Origin of the sequence: Sodalis sp. RH24 (genome assembly GCF_047324145.1) — a bacterium.
Lineage (GTDB): Bacteria > Pseudomonadota > Gammaproteobacteria > Enterobacterales > Enterobacteriaceae > Acerihabitans.
In genome coordinates this window covers 1,806,258-1,822,602 of record NZ_CP178729.1, presented here as the reverse complement: position 1 = coordinate 1,822,602, position 16,345 = coordinate 1,806,258, and the positions used below count along the sequence as shown (strand labels likewise).

The following is a 16,345-nucleotide window of genomic DNA, read 5'->3' as shown; positions in this document are numbered from 1 at the left end:
CTATTTAGACTCAGCGCTGGTTAAATGCATGCTTAATGATAAAGATCTCTCCACCTGGCAGACGTTCCGTCGCCTATGGCCGATGATCTCCCCTTTTAAGGCGGGCCTGATAGTCTCTGCCATCGCCCTGATACTGAATGCCGCCAGCGATACCCTGATGCTGTCATTACTCAAGCCGTTGCTGGACGACGGGTTCGGCAAAAGCGACAACAGCATCCTGGTGTGGATGCCGCTGGCCGTTATCGGCCTGATGGTGGTGCGCGGTTCAACCGGTTTTGTTTCCAGTTATTGTGTATCCTGGGTATCCGGCAAAGTCGTGATGCAAATGCGCCGCCGGCTGTTCAGCCATATGATGGGCATGCCCGTGTCCTTTTTCGATCAGCAATCCACCGGTACCCTGCTGTCGCGCATTACCTATGATTCGGAACAGGTGGCCTCCTCGTCATCCAGCGCGCTGATTACCGTTATCCGCGAAACCGCCTCGATTATCGGCCTGTTTATCATGATGTTCTATTACAGCTGGCAACTGTCGCTGATCCTGGTGGTTATCGCCCCCATTGTTTCCATTGCCATCCGCCAGGTGTCGAAACGCTTTCGCAATATCAGCAAAAATATGCAGAACACCATGGGGCAGGTCACCACCAGCGCCGAGCAGATGCTGAAAGGCCATAAGGAAGTATTGATTTTCGGCGGCCAAAAGGTCGAGAACGAACGTTTCAACCATGTCAGCAACCGCATGCGCCAGCAGGGCATGAAAATGGTTTCCGCCTCGTCGGTCTCCGACCCGGTGATCCAGTTTATCGCCTCACTGGCACTGGCGTTTGTCCTGTATGCCGCCAGTTTCCCGAGCGTGATGCAAAACCTGACCGCCGGCACCATTACCGTGGTGTTCTCATCCATGATTGCACTGATGCGCCCGCTGAAATCGCTCACTAACGTTAATTCCCAGTTCCAACGGGGCATGGCCGCCTGCCAGACCCTGTTTGCCATCCTGGATATGGAGCAGGAGAAGGATGAGGGTACGCTGGAAATCGAACGCGCCGAAGGCCATGTTGAATTCCGCGACGTCACTTTTTATTACCCCGGCAAAGAAACACCCTCCCTTGAACATATCAGCCTGACCATCCCCGCGGGCAAAACGGTGGCGCTGGTCGGGCGTTCCGGATCCGGCAAATCCACCATCGCCAACCTCCTGACGCGGTTTTACGATGTCCAGGAGGGCGCGGTGTTGCTGGACGGACATGACCTGCGGGAATACAAGCTGTCATCGCTGCGCGATCAGGTGGCGCTGGTCTCGCAAAATGTGCATTTATTTAACGATACCATCGCCAACAATATTGCCTATGCCCGCAAGGACCGGTTTTCGCGCGAGGAAATCGAGAATGCGGCCCGCATGGCGTACGCCATGGATTTTATCGCCAAAATGGATAAGGGCCTGGATACGGTCATCGGTGAAAACGGCGTGCTGCTGTCCGGCGGACAGCGGCAGCGCATCGCCATTGCCCGCGCGTTGCTGCGTGATTGCCCGATCCTGATCCTTGACGAGGCCACCTCGGCGCTGGACACCGAATCGGAGCGCGCCATCCAGAAGGCGCTGGACGCGCTGCAAAAAAACCGCACCTCGCTGGTGATTGCCCATCGTCTGTCGACCATCGAAAAAGCCGATGAGATCCTGGTGGTGGAAAACGGCCGTATCGTGGAGCGCGGTTCGCATCAGGACCTGCTGGCGCAGAAGGGCGCGTATGCCCAACTGCACCGGATGCAGTTCGGCAATGATTGATCGCATCTGGTTCGGCGGGTCGAAACTGTATTGGCTGCTGCTGCCGTTATCCTGGCTATACGGCCTGGTCAGCGCGCTGATAAAGCTGGGCTATCGCCTGGGATGGCGTAAAACCTACCGCTTCCCGGTGCCGGTGGTGGTGGTGGGCAACCTGACCGCCGGCGGCAACGGCAAAACACCCGTGGTGTTGTGGCTGGTGGAGCATTTGCAGCGGCGCGGCTGGCGGGTCGGCGTGGTATCCCGCGGCTACGGCGGGCGGGCCGACGGCTACCCGCTGCTGCTGGACGACAATACCACCAGCCGACAGGCGGGGGATGAGCCGGTGTTGATTTTCCAGCGCACCGGCGCCGCGGTGGCGGTGGCGCCTAAGCGCGCGGACGCGGTGGCGGCCTTGTTGGCCGGACGGCCGCTGGATGTGATTATCACCGATGACGGCCTGCAGCATTATGCGCTGGCGCGGGACATCGAATGGGTCGTGGTGGATGGCGTCAGGCGTTTTGGCAACGGCTGGTGGCTGCCGGCGGGCCCCATGCGCGAGCGGGCCGGCCGGTTGAAACGCGTCGACGCCGTGATTGTCAACGGGGGCGAGGCATTACCGGGTGAGATTCCCATGCGCCTGGTGCCGGGCGACGCGGTCAATTTGGCCAGCGGTGAAACCCGGCCTGCCGGGCAACTGCGCTCGGTCGTGGCGATGGCGGGCATCGGGCATCCGCCGCGGTTTTTCGCCACCCTGCGCGCCCTTGGCGTGGTCACCGAAGGTGAAATTGCCTTCGGCGATCATCAGGCTTATCGCCTGGAGCAATTGGCGCCGCTGGCCTTGCCGCACCAGACGCTGTTGATGACGGAAAAAGACGCGGTGAAATGCCGCGCTTTCGCCCAGGCCAACTGGTGGTATCTGCCGGTAAGCGCCCAGTTGCCGGAGCGGGACGCGCAGGCGCTGCTGGCGCCTATCGAGCGGGCGATTATCGCCTCGCGGCAAAAGCGCTAGCGTCAATCACGCCGGAACCGGGCGGGCTGATAAGGGGGCGTTTTTTTTGCGGCGAAAAAACAATCGGCCCGGTCATCAGGGATGATCGGGCCGAGAGAGCGATGTTATTTTTTGCTTAGCGGCTAAAATTAGCAAACAAAGCAATTATTTTATTTAATTTTTTCATGGCAGGTTTGTCTCTTAAATGTCTAAAGTGTGATGTAGCTCACAAAAAATATTACGCCGTTCCTGTGCATGGATCAACCCTATTTTGCAAAAATGTTAATAGCCTGCGTCAATCGTTGTGACGTCAATTGCAGCTAATCGCCGTAAGCATTCCCGCCCGCCGCCGCATTATGCTATTCTCTGGGCCATCGACGCATCGCAGGGTGTGTATGCTGGAGGAAACATGGATCACCGTTTATTGGAAATCGTGGCGTGCCCGGTATGTAACGGCAAGCTGTATTTTAATAAAGAAAAACAGGAACTCATCTGTAAATCGGATGCCCTGGCCTATCCGGTCCGGGACGGTATACCGGTATTATTGGAGAGCGAGGCCCGCGCCCTGACATTGGACGAGACAAATCAATGAGTTTCGTGGCTATCATTCCCGCGCGGTTCGCCTCCAGCCGCCTGCCGGGCAAACCCCTGGCGGATATTAACGGCAAGCCGATGGTGGTGCATGTCATGGAGCGCGCGCAGGAATCCGGCGCGGACCGGGTTATCGTGGCGACCGATCACGCCGGCGTGGTGGATGCCGTCCGCCAGGCGGGCGGCGAGGTTTGCATGACCCGCCCCGATCATCACTCCGGTACCGAACGCCTGGCGGAAGTGATCGACCGCTATCAATTTCCCGATGACCAGATCGTCGTCAATGTGCAAGGCGACGAGCCGCTCATCCCGCCGGTCATTATCCGCCAGGTGGCTGATAATCTGGCCCATTGCCAGGCGGGCATGGCCACGCTTGCGGTGCCCATCACCACCGCCGAGGAAGCCTTTAATCCGAACGCGGTCAAAGTGGTGATGGATGCCCAGGGTTTCGCGCTGTATTTTTCCCGCGCCGCCATCCCCTGGGAACGTGAACGTTTCACCGTTTCCCGGGCGACCATCGGCGACACCTTTTTGCGCCATATCGGCATCTATGGCTATCGCGCCGGTTTTATCCGCCGTTATGTGGGCTGGCAACCAAGCCAGCTGGAGCAGATTGAGATGCTCGAGCAACTGCGGGTACTGTGGTATGGCGAAAAGATTCATGTCGCGGTGGCGAAAGAGGTGCCGGGCATCGGCGTCGATACGCCGGAAGAGCTGCTGCGCGTGCGCGAACTGATGCGCCATAACCGCTGATATTCCGCTAAATCTTGATCTGAAACGAAGAAGTTTGCCGGTGAAGCCAGCATGATGGCCCGTGTTTGTTATTCACACGTTTGTCCATTATATAAAGGTTGAGTCTGTCATGGAACAGTTGAAAGCTGAGTTAAGCGCAGTATTGGGGGAATCCCTGAGCCGTCTGGAGCGGATCAGCGAACAACCTTATGCGCATCTTTATGCTATGTATGATAAGGAAGGACATCCGCTTTCATTGCTGGCAAAAAGCTATATCTGCCAAGGCATCGCACAGCAGGAGGCGTACAAGCTTTCCATGCTGGCCCGCGAGGGCGAAGTGCGGTTGCCCACGGTCTACGGGCTGGTGGTAACCCAGCAGGCGCCGTATAAGGAACTGCTGCTGATGGAACGCCTGCGCGGGGTCTCGGTGGAAGCCCCAACCCGTACGCCGCAGCGCTGGGAGCTGCTGAAAGATCAGATTGTCGAAAGCATGCTGGCCTGGCACCGTATCGACAGCCATGGCTACGTCGGCACGGTGGACAGCACGCAGGAAAATACCTGGCCCAACTGGTATGCGCAACGCATCGAAGTGATTTGGTCGACGCTGCTGAAAGTCTCCGCGCCGCTGCTGACCTATGAAGACCGCAACCTGTTGTTCCGCACCCGCCAGAGCCGTGAAAAACTGTTTGCCGATTATCAGGAAAACAGCGTGCTGGTGCACGGCAACCTCACGCTGCGCAGCATGCTCAAGGACCAGCGCACCGATCAACTGCTCGCCATGCTCAATCCCGGCACCATGCTGTGGGCGCCGCGCGAGTACGATTTGTTCCGCCTGTGCGAGGACGGCATGGCGAACGAGCTGCTCTACCATTACCTGAGCAAGGCGCCGGTGTCGGAGGCGTTCCTCTACCGGCGCTGGCTATACGGTATCTGGGAAGCGGCGGCGCGCTATATCCACACCGGGTTGCTCGACCGCGCGGTATTCGACCTGGCCGGTCGCGAACTCGTCCCCTGGCTTGATTAAACGGACGTGCGCCGGCGATAGCGCCCGCCTTGCGCGGCGCTATCGCCCCGGTACGGCGGCATCAATCAGGATGCCGGCGCGTCGCTGTCGCCGGTTATTTTTTGCCAGGCGCGTCCCAGGGTTTCATACCAGGCGCGGTCGGCATGCCCCAGCCATAGGGGCGACGGCAGCACCTTTTCCCACGGGTTTAACGGACTGTCGATCGCCAACTGGTTGGCCGGGGCAGGGATGGGGGTCAGCCCCCGGGCCCGGAAAAACCCCATGGCGCGTGGCATATGGTTGGCAGACGTGACCAGCAAAAACGGCGCCTTGCCCACCAGGGCGGCTACGCTTGCCGCTTCCTGGCGGGTGTCGCGCGGCGCCTCCAGCACGATAATATCTCCCGCCGGCACCCCAAGGCTTTGCGCCACCCTTGACGCCGTTTCGGCGCTGCTGACGGGATTGCCCGGCGCCGCCGCGCCGGTAAATACCATTTTGGCGCCGGGATGGTCATGATAAAGACGAATTCCTTCGGCCACCCGCGGCAGGCTGTTGTTAATCAGGTTGGAACTGGGCGCCCATAAGGGATTAAAGGTGTATCCGCCGCCCAGCACCACCACGTAGGCGATACCCGGCTGGCGCCCGTGATAGGTGGGGTATGCCGCCTCCAGCGGCGCCAGCATGCTGTCGGCCACCGGTTGCAGGCTCAGCAGCAATAAAACCGACCAGCCCAGGGTCACCAGACCCTTACCGGTCCGCTGCCAGCGCGTGAACCACAGCAGTAATAGCCCGGCGCCCATGAGCAAAATCAGCAGCGGCAGCGGCAACAATAACCCGCCGACGATTTTTTTAAGGTCAAAAAGCATCGGAAAACGCTCCAATTGGATGAAATGTAGTCAACCAGGCGCAATCCGGCGCCATAAAGATTCATTCTAAGTCAGCCTGTGACAAAATAGTCAATTCACGGCGGGTTTATGGTAAAAACGCCTTTCCCGTCCGTCGTGCCCGGAGCATTGATTATGCAGGACCGCAATTTTGACGATATTGCTGAAAAATTTGCGCGCAATATTTACGGCACCACCAAAGGGCATATCCGCCAGGCGGTGGTCTGGCAGGATTTAGAAGGATTGCTGACGCGGCTGCCCGCCCGCCCGCTGTATATCCTCGATGCCGGCGGCGGCGAGGGCCGTATGGCCTGCCAGCTGGCGGCCCTGGGGCACCGGGTGCTGCTGTGCGATCTGTCGTCCGGCATGATTGAGCGGGCGCGGCAAGCGGCGCAGGAGCGGTCTGTGATGGATCACATGCAATTTGTGCAAAGCGCCGCGCAGGATATCGCGCCCCATTTGGAAAGGCCGGCCGATCTGATATTGTTGCATGCGGTATTGGAATGGGTAAGCGAGCCGCGCGCGTTATTGCAAGGGCTGTATGATTGCCTGGCGCCAGGTGGCGCTCTGTCATTAATGTTTTACAATAAGCACGGTCTGGTCATGCGTAATATGATCCTGGGCAATATTGAATTTGTCGCCGCCGGGATGCCGAAACGAAAAAAACGCTCCCTGATGCCGGACCATCCCTGCGATCCTGAACAGGTGTTCGGCTGGCTGACCGCCATGGGCATGACGCTCAGCGGCAAAAGCGGTGTGCGGGTGTTTCATGACTATCTGCAAAACAAGCAGCAGCAACAAGATGATTTTCCGGCCTTATTGGCGATGGAACAACGGTATTGCCGGCAGGAACCCTTTATCAGCATGGGGCGCTACATCCACGTCATGGCGCATAAACCCTCCCTGAAGGATGAATTATGAGTGAATTTTCCCAGACTGTACCGGAACTGGTCGCCTGGGCCCGGAAAAATGACTTCTCGCTCTCGCTGCCCATTGAGCGGCTGGCGTTTGTGCTGGCCATCGCTACGCTTAACAGCGAACGCATGGACGGTGAAATGAGCGAAGTCGATCTGGTGGACGCCTTTCGTCACGTCAGCCAGGGGTTTGCGCAGACCAACGAAACGGTGGCGGTGCGCGCCAACAACGCCATCAACGATTTGGTGCGCCAACGCCTGCTCAACCGCTTTGTCAGCGAGCTGGCGGACGGCAACGCCATCTATCGCCTCACGCCGCTGGGTATCGGCATCAGCGACTACTATATTCGCCAGCGTGAATTTTCCACGCTGCGGTTATCGGTGCAGCTCTCCATTGTCGCCCAGGAATTGCAGCGTGCGGCCGAGGCGGCGGAAGAGGACGGTGATGAGTTCCACTGGCACCGCAACGTATTTGCCCCGCTGAAGTATTCGGTGGCGGAAATTTTCGACAGCATCGACATGACCCAGCGCATCATGGACGAACAGCAGCAGTCGGTGAAGGACGACATCGCGGCGCTGCTCAACCAGGACTGGCGCGCCGCCATCGCCAGCTGCGAGCAGCTGCTGTCGGAAACCTCCGGTACCCTGCGGGAACTCCAGGATACCCTTGAGGCGGCGGGGGATAAGCTACAGGCCAACCTGCTGCGTATCCAGGACTCGATCCTCGGCCATCAGCATCTGGCCTTTCTCGACAAGCTGGTCTTTGATCTGCAAAACAAGCTGGACCGGATTACCAGTTGGGGACAGCAGGCGATAGATCTGTGGATCGGCTACGATCGCCACGTGCACCGTTTTATCCGCACCGCCATCGATATGGATAAAAACCGGGTCTTCGCCCAGCGGCTGCGCCAGTCGGTACAGAACTATTTCGACCATCCCTGGGCGCTGACCTATGCCAACGCCGACCGTCTGCTGGACATGCGCGACGAGGAACTGGCGCTGCGCAGCGAAGAGGTGACCGGCGAACTGCCGCCGGACATGGAATATGAAGAATTCAACGAGATCCGCGAGCAGCTGACCGCCATGATCGACCAGGCGCTGGCGCAGTACCCGCAGCAGCATCTGCCGCTGGATCTCGGCCAGGTTATGCGTGATTACCTGGCCCGTTTCCCGCGCGCGCGCCATTTCGACGTCGCGCGTATTTTAGTTGATCAGGCAGTACGTCTGGGTGTCGCCGGATCAGACTTTTCCGGATTACCGCCGCAGTGGCAGGCAATCAACGATTACGGTGCTAAGGTACAGGCCCATGTCATCGATAAGTATTGAAGAAACCATGCCGGTCAAGCTGGCAAAAGCCCTGTCGAATCCCCTGTTTCCGGCTCTCGACAGTCTGTTGCGCTCCGGCCGCCATATCGGCGTCGAGGAGTTGGACAACCACGCGTTCCTGATGGATTTCCAGGAGGAGCTCGAGAGCTTTTACCGCCGCTACAATGTGGAACTGGTGCGCGCGCCGGAAGGCTTTTTTTACCTGCGCCCGCGGTCCACCACGCTGATTCCGCGCTCGGTTCTGTCCGAGCTGGATATGATGGTGGGTAAAATCCTGTGTTATCTCTATCTCAGCCCCGAGCGCCTGGCCCATGAAGGGATTTTTACCCAGCAGGAGCTTTACGACGAACTGCTTGGTCTGGCGGACGAAAACAAACTGCTTAAGCTTGTTAACCAGCGTTCCACCGGCTCCGATCTCGACCGGCAGAAGCTGCAGGAAAAGGTGCGCACGTCGCTTAACCGCCTGCGCCGTCTGGGCATGGTGTGGTTTATGGGCAACGACGCCTCGAAATTTCGCATTACCGAGTCGGTGTTTCGCTTCGGCGCCGATGTACGCAGCGGCGATGACGCGCGCGAGGCGCAGCTGCGCATGATCCGCGACGGGGAGGCGATGCCCATTGAACAGGCCTTATCGCTAAATGACGAGCAGGACGACGACAATGGCAATCTTAATGACGGATCGTCGGAAAGCGCCGAGGATGAACTGGCATGATTGAACGTGGTAAATTTCGCTCATTGACATTGGTTAACTGGAACGGTTTTTTCGCCCGTACCTTTGATTTGGACGGGTTGGTGACCACCCTGTCCGGCGGCAACGGCGCGGGCAAGTCCACCACCATGGCGGCTTTTATCACCGCCCTGATCCCGGACCTGACGCTGCTCCATTTCCGTAATACCACCGAAGCCGGCGCCACCAGCGGTTCCCGCGACAAGGGGCTGCACGGCAAGCTGCGCGCCGGCGTCTGCTACGCCGCGCTGGATGTGATCAACTCCCGCCATCAGCGGGTGCTGGTGGGCGTACGGTTGCAGCAAATCGCCGGGCGCGATCGCAAAGTCGATATCAAACCCTTTATGATCCAGGGGCTGCCGGTCGCGGTTATGCCTACGGAAATCCTGACCCAGGCGGTAGGGGATCGCCAGGCGCGGGTCTTGAGCCTGCAGGAACTCAAGGAGCGGGTGGAGGAAACCGAAGGCGTACAGTTCAAGGTGTTCAATTCCATTACCGACTATCACGCCCAAATGTTTGATTTAGGCGTTATTCCGCGCCGTCTGCGCTCGGCCGCCGATCGCAGCAAATATTACCGCCTGATTGAAGCCTCGCTGTACGGCGGTATCTCCAGCGCCATCACCCGCTCGCTGCGCGACTATCTGTTGCCGGAGAACGGCGGGGTGCGCAAAGCGTTCCAGGATATGGAAGCGGCGCTGCGCGAAAACCGCATGACGCTTGAAGCGATACGCGTTACCCAGTCCGATCGCGACCTGTTTAAGCACCTGATTTCGCAAGCCACATCCTACGTGGCGGCCGACTACATGCGTCATGCCAACGAGCGGCGCATCCATCTTGACCAGGCGCTGAGCCTGCGGCGCGATCTGCTCGGCAGCCGCAAATCGCTGGCAGTGGAACAATACCGCCATGTGGACATGGCGCGCGAACTGGAAGAAACCACCGGCAGCGAATCGGATCTGGAAACCGACTACCAGGCGGCCAGCGACCATTTAAACCTGGTGCAGACCGCCATGCGCCAGCAGGATAAAATCAGCCGCTATCGTGATGATATCGACGAGCTGACCTTCCGGCTGGAAGAGCAAAACGAGGTGGTGGCCGAGGCCCAGGACCTGCATCAGGACCATGAGGCGCGCGCTGAGGCCGCCGAACTGGAAGTCGATGAGCTGAAAAGCCAGCTGGCGGATTACCAGCAGGCGCTGGACGTGCAGCAAACGCGCGCCATCCAGTATCAACAGGCGTTGCAGGCGCTGGACCGCGCCCGCGAACTTTGCGGCCTGCCCGGACTTGGCGCCGTGGACGCCGAGCGGGAGCTTGACGTCTTCCAGGCGCGGGAGCAGGAAGCCACCGACGTTCTGCTCGGGCTGGAACAAAAACTGAGCGTGGCCCAGGCGGCGCACGGCCAGTTCGAACATGCCTTTAAACTGGTGACACAAATCGCCGGGCAGGTGGCGAGGAGCGAAGCCTGGCAAACCGCCCGCGAGCTGCTGCGCGATGCGGCGTCGCTCACGCATCAGGCCGAGCGGCTGCAGCCGTTGCGCAGCCAGCTTGATGAACTGGAGCAGCGTCTGCGCGAGCAGCAGGAAGCCCAGCGCCTGCTGACGGAATTCGGTAAACGTATCGGCGCCGATTACCAGCCGGACGAGCTGGAAGCTGCGCAGCAGGAGCTGGAAGCGCGGGTGGAAACCCTGTCGCTCAGCGTATCCGAGGCGGGGGAGCGGCGTATGGCATTACGCCAGGAGCTCGATCAGATCCTGCAGCGGCTGCAGTTGCTGACGCAACGCGCGCCGGCCTGGCTGGCGGCGCAGGATGCGTTGACCGCGCTTGAGGAACAAAGCGGCGAGCGGCTTGAGAACGGCTCGCACGTCACCGAATATATGCAGCAACTGCTGGAGCGCGAGCGCGAAACCACCGTGGAGCGCGACGAGGTGGCGGGGCGCAAACGCGCGCTTGAAGACCAGATCGAGCGGCTAAGCCATCCGGGGGGCGGCGAGGATCCGCGTCTGGCCACCCTGGCGGAACGTTTTGGCGGCGTGCTGTTATCGGAAATCTATGATGATGTCACCTTTGACGACGCGCCTTATTTCTCCGCGCTGTATGGACCCTCGCGCCACGCTATCGTGGTTCCCGACCTGTCGCGCATCCGCGATCAGCTTGACGGCCTGGACGAATGTCCCGACGATCTCTACCTGATCGAGGGTGACCCGCAGTCGTTCGACGATAGCGTATTCGGTATCGAGGAGCTGGAAAGGGCGGTCCTGGTGAAGGTGGCCGATCGCCAGTGGCGGTATTCCCGTTTTCCGGCGGTGCCGCTGTTCGGCCGGGCGGCGCGCGAGAAACGCCTGGAAATCCTTAACGAAGAGCGCGACGCGCTGGCGGAACGGTACGCCACCCTGTCGTTTGACGTGCAGAAAATCCAGCGTTTGCACCAGGCGTTCGGTCGTTTTGTCGGCACCCATCTGGCGGTGGCGTTTGAAGACGATCCCGAGGCCGAGATCCGCCGCCTGGGTGGCCGGCGCGGCGAGCTGGAACGCCTGCTCAGCGATCATGAGGGCCAGAACCAGCAGCAGCGCCAGCAATATGAACAGGCGCGCGAGGGGCTTGGCCTGTTGAACCGACTGATCCCGCGCATCAGCCTGCTGGGCGACGAGACGCTGGCCGATCGTCTCGACACCGTGCGCGAAGAGTGGGAAGACGCCCAGGACGCGGTGCGTTATTTGCAGCGCCACCGCGATGCGCTGGATCAGCTGGAGCCGCTGCTTGCGGTATTGCAAAGCGACCCCGAGCAGCACGAGCAGCTGCAGGCGGATTACCAGCAGGCGCAGCAGGCGCAGCGCCAGGCTAAGCAGCAGGCGTTCGCCCTGACCGAGGTGGTGCAGCGCCGCGCCCATTTCAGCTATTCCGATTCCGCCGGCATGCTGACGGAAAACTCGGATCTGAACGACAAGCTGCGCCAGCGCCTGGAGCAGGCGGAGGCCGAGCGCAGCCGGGCGCGCGACGCCTTGCGCCAGCATCAGGCGCAGTTGACCCAGCTAAACCAGGTGCTGGCCTCGCTGAAAAGCGCCTACGACGCCAAACGGGATATGTTTGCCGAGCTGACGCAGGAACTGCAGGATATCGGCGTACAGGCCGATGCCAGCGCCGAAGCCCGCGCCAAGGAGCGCCGCGATCAATTGCACGCCGCCCTGAGCCAGAACCGCAGCCGGCGCAACCAGTTGGAGAAACAGCTGACCTTCTGCGAAACGGAGATGGACGCCCTGCGCAAAAAACTGACCAAGCTGGAGCGCGATTATCATCAGATGCGCGAACAGGTGGTGACCGCCAAGGCCGGTTGGTGCGCGGTTATGCGCCTGGTGCGGGATAACGGCGTCGAACGCCGGCTGCACCGGCGCGAACTGGCCTACCTGGAGGCGGAAGAACTGCGCTCCATGTCCGACAAGGCGTTGGGCGCCCTGCGCCTGGCGGTGGCGGATAACGAGCATCTGCGCGATGTGCTGCGGCTGTCGGAAGATCCCAAACGGCCGGAGCGGAAAATCCAGTTCTTTATCGCGGTTTACCAGCATCTGCGCGAACGTATCCGCCAGGATATCATCCGTACCGACGATCCGGTCGACGCCATTGAACAAATGGAAATTGAACTGAGCCGGTTGACCGAGGAATTGACGGCCCGCGAACAGAAACTGGCCATCAGTTCCAAGAGCGTATCGAACATTATTCGCAAAACCATCCAGCGCGAGCAGAACCGCATCCGCATGCTCAACCAGGGATTGCAGGCGGTCAGCTTCGGCCAGGTGAAGAGCGTGCGGCTGAATGTGAACGTGCGCGAAGCCCACGCCACGCTGCTTGATGTGCTGAGCGAGCAGCAGGAGCAGCATCAGGATTTGTTCAGCAGCAACCGGCTGACTTTCTCCGAGGCGCTGGCGAAGTTGTATCAGCGTTTGAATCCGCATATCGATATGGGGCAGCGCACGCCGCAGACCATCGGCGAGGAATTGCTGGACTACCGCAACTATCTGGAAATGGAAGTGGAGGTCAACCGCGGCGCCGACGGCTGGCTGCGCGCGGAGAGCGGGGCGCTGTCCACCGGCGAGGCCATCGGTACCGGTATGTCGATCCTGGTGATGGTGGTGCAGAGTTGGGAAGAAGAGTCCAGCCGCCTGCGCGGTAAGGATATTTCCCCCTGCCGCCTGTTATTCCTTGATGAGGCGGCGCGTCTTGACGCCAAATCCATCGCCACGCTGTTTGAGCTGTGCGACCGGTTGCAGATGCAGCTGATTATCGCCGCGCCGGAAAATATCAGCCCGGAAAAAGGCACCACGTATAAACTGGTACGTAAGGTATTCAATAATCAGGAACATGTGCATGTGGTGGGCTTGCGTGGGTTTGGCGGGGATATTCCGCCGGTGCCGGCGGTCGTTGCGGCGCAGGAAACCTCCTGAGGTGCTGGCCAGCTCTCCCTGTAACACGCCTGCTTTAAGTTCAGCGTTAGCGGGCCTACCGTGCCATGGGGCGCTCGGTCGGGCGGGAAAAGCACGCCCGATTCGACCCCATTGGCACGCTCTCCCTGTAACACGCCTGCTTTAAGTTCAGCGTTAGCGGGCCTACCGTGCCATGGGGCGCTCGGTCGGGCGGGAAAAGCACGCCCGATTCGACCCCAACGGCATGCCCTCCCGTGACCATGCCGGGTTTAGGGCGGTTTTTTTATGCCGCGCCGGGGTAAACAGGCGCACCGGAGAAACGATTACACATTAAGCCGCATACAGACAGCGCAGAGTTGGCTTTCTGCTTATATACTAAGGTAAAGTTGAGTGTAAATAATAAGACGATAATAATTAACAATTCTGCATACAGGGGACATGGGATGTTACTCACCAATTATGTGTTATGGCGACGTGGGCTTCTCGCTTGCCTGCTGGCATCAAGCCTGATCCCGCTGGCCGTCCGCGCTCAGGTGGCCACCGCCCCCATCATGCCGGATACCAAGACGCTGGGCCACAGTCCGTCCGCATTGGCGGCGGTGCTGCCCGCCGGCGTCAAGCCCTATTATTCCGCTGAGCTTAACGCGCTTTATGCCGCCCGGCATAACCAGCCCATGTGGCAGGATCGCGATGCCATCCAGCAATTCCAGCAGCAACTGGCCGAACTGGCGCTATCCGGCGTCCAGCCGCAATTTATCTCCTGGGCGCAATGGCTGACCAATCCCGATATCAGTCCTATGGCGCGCGACGTCATCTTGTCCGACGCCATGCTCGGCTACCTGCAATTTGTCACCGGGGTGGAGCAAAACGGCGAGGTCTGGCTTTACAACAACAAGCCGTATCGCCTGGCGCCGCCGCCGGTACTGGCGGTCGAGCACTGGCAGCACGCGATTAAAGACGGCGGCATCACGCGCTTTATAGCCGGCCTGGCGCCGCAGCACCCGCAATATCCCAAGATGCACCAGGCGTTGAAAACCATGCTGACGGATAATCATCCCTGGCCCCAGCTCAATGGCAATGAAAGCCTGCGCCCCGGGCAGCTAAGCGATGATATCCCGGCGCTGCGCGAAATCCTGCACCGTAGCGGCATGATATTGCCGGCGTCGGCCACCCCGCTGCCCACCGCCGATAATATGCCGGCGGATGTGCGCACCACCCCTCCGGTGACGGATGGGCAGCAGTCGGTGGTGGTCAGCCCGGCGGCCGATTCCCTGGCGCCGTCCGCTTCGACGTCCGATCCGGCCGTGGTGGCGACGGTCGACCCGCAGGATAAGGCCTATACTTCCGATCTGGTGGAGGCGGTAAAACGCTTCCAGAGCTGGCAAGGGCTGACGGCCGACGGCGTTATCGGCCGCCAGACACGGGATTGGCTGAACGTGTCGCCGCAAACGCGGGTGACGCTGCTGGCATTGAACATACAGCGCCTGCGGCTGTTGAATAACCGTATCAATACCGGTATCCAGGTTAATATCCCCAATTTTTCGCTGGTGTATTATCAGCAGGGCGCCCAGGTGCTTTCATCGCGGGTGATTGTCGGCCGGCCAAGCCGCAAAACCCCGCTGATGCGCAGCGCGCTCAGCAGCGTGGTGCTGAACCCGCCCTGGAATGTCCCCACCTCGCTGGTGCGGCAGGATATCGTCCCCAAGGCGATGCGCGATCCCGGTTACCTGCAGCGCAACGGTTTTACCGTTCTGTCGGGCTGGAGCAGCGACGCCGAGGCCATCGATCCCGGCACCCTGGACTGGGGCATGATTTCCCCTGCCCATTTCCCGTTCCGGCTGCGCCAGAATCCGGGCGCCAACAACGCGCTGGGGCGGTATAAGTTTAATATGCCCAGTTCGGACGCCATCTATCTGCACGATACGCCCAACCATAATCTGTTCCTTAGCGATATGCGCGCGCTCAGCTCGGGCTGCGTGCGGGTCAACAAGGCGTCCGACCTGGCCAATATGCTGCTGCAGGACGCCGGCTGGGGCGATACGCGGGTTAGCGCCACGCTCAAGGAAGGCAATACCACCTATGTGCCGATACGCCACCAAATTCCGGTGAATCTGTTTTATCTTACCGCCTGGGTGGCTGATGACGGCAAACCACAATTTCGTACAGATATTTACAATTATGATTCCGCGATAAAAGTAGGGGCCAAAAGCCTGGCCAATGCGCAGCGGCTGCTGCAATAACCTGCTGAACGAATGAGAATTATTTACGGCCGGAGCGATAACGCGCCGGCCGCCTATTCTGTGAACCTTTGCAAACCTTGACAAAGCGTTGGTTGACTGCACCAATAACTGCGGTTATGGTTCCCGACGGTGCGCTTATGTGCAATACGTTCGTTTCCTTATGCCGATTGGTTATTTCGCTCATGGATCATATAAATCATCACCGCCGCAAACTCTTGACGTTAAGCTGTGCCGCAATGGGTGTCGCCTTGCTGCCCAGTACCTCCTTTGCCATGCTTTCTACGCCCAGGCCCCGTATTCTCTCGCTGAATAACCTGAACACCGGAGAAACATTAAAAACCGAATTCTTTAACGGTAAAGGGTATAATGCCTCGGAATTGTCGCGCCTTAATCATTTTTTCCGTGATTACCGCGCCAATAAAGTGACGAGTATCGATCCGCGCTTGTTTGATCATATCTACCGCCTGCAAATGATGCTCGATACCAACAAACCGGTACAATTGATTTCAGGTTACCGTTCGGTGGACACCAACAACGAACTGCGCGCGCACAGTTCCGGGGTGGCCAAGCACAGCTACCATACGCTGGGTAAAGCGATGGATTTCCATATCCAGGGCGTGCAGCTGAGCAACATCCGCAAGGCGGCCATGAAAATGCGCATGGGCGGGGTAGGCTATTATCCCAGCAGTAACTTCGTCCATATCGATACCGGTCCGGTTAGAGCCTGGTGAGCCTGTTATCGCCGGGCCCCGGGTAGCGGCGGCAG

General features: G+C 59.6%; 12 protein-coding genes. 11 read left to right on the top strand and 1 reads right to left on the bottom strand.

The window, feature by feature from the left end; translation table 11 throughout:
* Positions 1 to 28: 28 nt before the first annotated feature.
* From msbA to ACL2XG_RS08390, 5 genes are all read left to right on the top strand, one after another.
* Entirely contained in the window at positions 29 to 1,780 is a 1,752-nt protein-coding gene (gene msbA, locus ACL2XG_RS08410) for a lipid A ABC transporter ATP-binding protein/permease MsbA (protein ID WP_410015900.1), read from the top strand.
* Complete coding sequence (lpxK, locus tag ACL2XG_RS08405) at positions 1,773 to 2,768, top strand: tetraacyldisaccharide 4'-kinase (RefSeq protein ID WP_413722387.1); 996 nt, start codon at positions 1,773 to 1,775, stop codon at positions 2,766 to 2,768. The genes msbA and lpxK overlap by 8 nt, the downstream gene beginning before the upstream one ends.
* Before the next feature lie 388 nt (positions 2,769 to 3,156).
* Positions 3,157 to 3,339 (top strand): Trm112 family protein, encoded by a 183-nt coding sequence (locus ACL2XG_RS08400; protein WP_162365646.1) that lies wholly within the window; start codon positions 3,157 to 3,159, stop codon positions 3,337 to 3,339.
* Positions 3,336 to 4,091 (top strand): 3-deoxy-manno-octulosonate cytidylyltransferase, encoded by a 756-nt coding sequence (gene kdsB, locus ACL2XG_RS08395; protein WP_410015898.1) that lies wholly within the window; start codon positions 3,336 to 3,338, stop codon positions 4,089 to 4,091. The genes ACL2XG_RS08400 and kdsB overlap by 4 nt, the downstream gene beginning before the upstream one ends.
* A 109-nt stretch (positions 4,092 to 4,200) precedes the next feature.
* On the top strand, positions 4,201 to 5,094 hold the full coding sequence (locus ACL2XG_RS08390; protein ID WP_413722388.1) for a YcbJ family phosphotransferase: 894 nt from the start codon (positions 4,201 to 4,203) through the stop codon (positions 5,092 to 5,094).
* 65 nt (positions 5,095 to 5,159) lie between these two features.
* On the opposite strand, the gene elyC is transcribed toward ACL2XG_RS08390, so the two are convergent.
* Positions 5,160 to 5,939: an envelope biogenesis factor ElyC gene (gene elyC / locus ACL2XG_RS08385; RefSeq protein ID WP_413722389.1), complete on the bottom strand. Its 780-nt coding sequence runs from the start codon at positions 5,937 to 5,939 to the stop codon at positions 5,160 to 5,162.
* A 153-nt stretch (positions 5,940 to 6,092) separates the two neighbouring features.
* Here elyC and cmoM point away from each other — a divergent pair, with 153 nt between their 5' ends.
* From cmoM to ACL2XG_RS08355, 6 genes are all read left to right on the top strand, one after another.
* On the top strand, positions 6,093 to 6,878 hold the full coding sequence (gene cmoM, locus ACL2XG_RS08380) for a tRNA uridine 5-oxyacetic acid(34) methyltransferase CmoM (protein ID WP_410015895.1): 786 nt from the start codon (positions 6,093 to 6,095) through the stop codon (positions 6,876 to 6,878).
* Positions 6,875 to 8,197 carry a chromosome partition protein MukF gene (mukF, locus tag ACL2XG_RS08375; RefSeq protein ID WP_413722390.1) on the top strand — a complete coding sequence of 441 codons (1,323 nt, stop codon included), beginning with the start codon at positions 6,875 to 6,877 and terminating at the stop codon, positions 8,195 to 8,197. Before cmoM ends, mukF begins: the two co-directional genes overlap by 4 nt.
* Positions 8,178 to 8,909, top strand: coding sequence for a chromosome partition protein MukE (gene mukE, locus ACL2XG_RS08370; protein WP_410015893.1), 732 nt, complete (start codon positions 8,178 to 8,180; stop codon positions 8,907 to 8,909). The genes mukF and mukE overlap by 20 nt, the downstream gene beginning before the upstream one ends.
* Positions 8,906 to 13,360: a chromosome partition protein MukB gene (gene mukB / locus ACL2XG_RS08365; RefSeq protein ID WP_413722391.1), complete on the top strand. Its 4,455-nt coding sequence runs from the start codon at positions 8,906 to 8,908 to the stop codon at positions 13,358 to 13,360. Before mukE ends, mukB begins: the two co-directional genes overlap by 4 nt.
* A gap of 422 nt (positions 13,361 to 13,782) precedes the next feature.
* Complete coding sequence (ldtD, locus tag ACL2XG_RS08360) at positions 13,783 to 15,579, top strand: L,D-transpeptidase (protein ID WP_413722392.1); 1,797 nt, start codon at positions 13,783 to 13,785, stop codon at positions 15,577 to 15,579.
* A gap of 182 nt (positions 15,580 to 15,761) precedes the next feature.
* Complete coding sequence (locus tag ACL2XG_RS08355; RefSeq protein WP_410015890.1) at positions 15,762 to 16,310, top strand: DUF882 domain-containing protein; 549 nt, start codon at positions 15,762 to 15,764, stop codon at positions 16,308 to 16,310.
* The last annotated feature ends 35 nt before the right edge of the window (positions 16,311 to 16,345 follow it).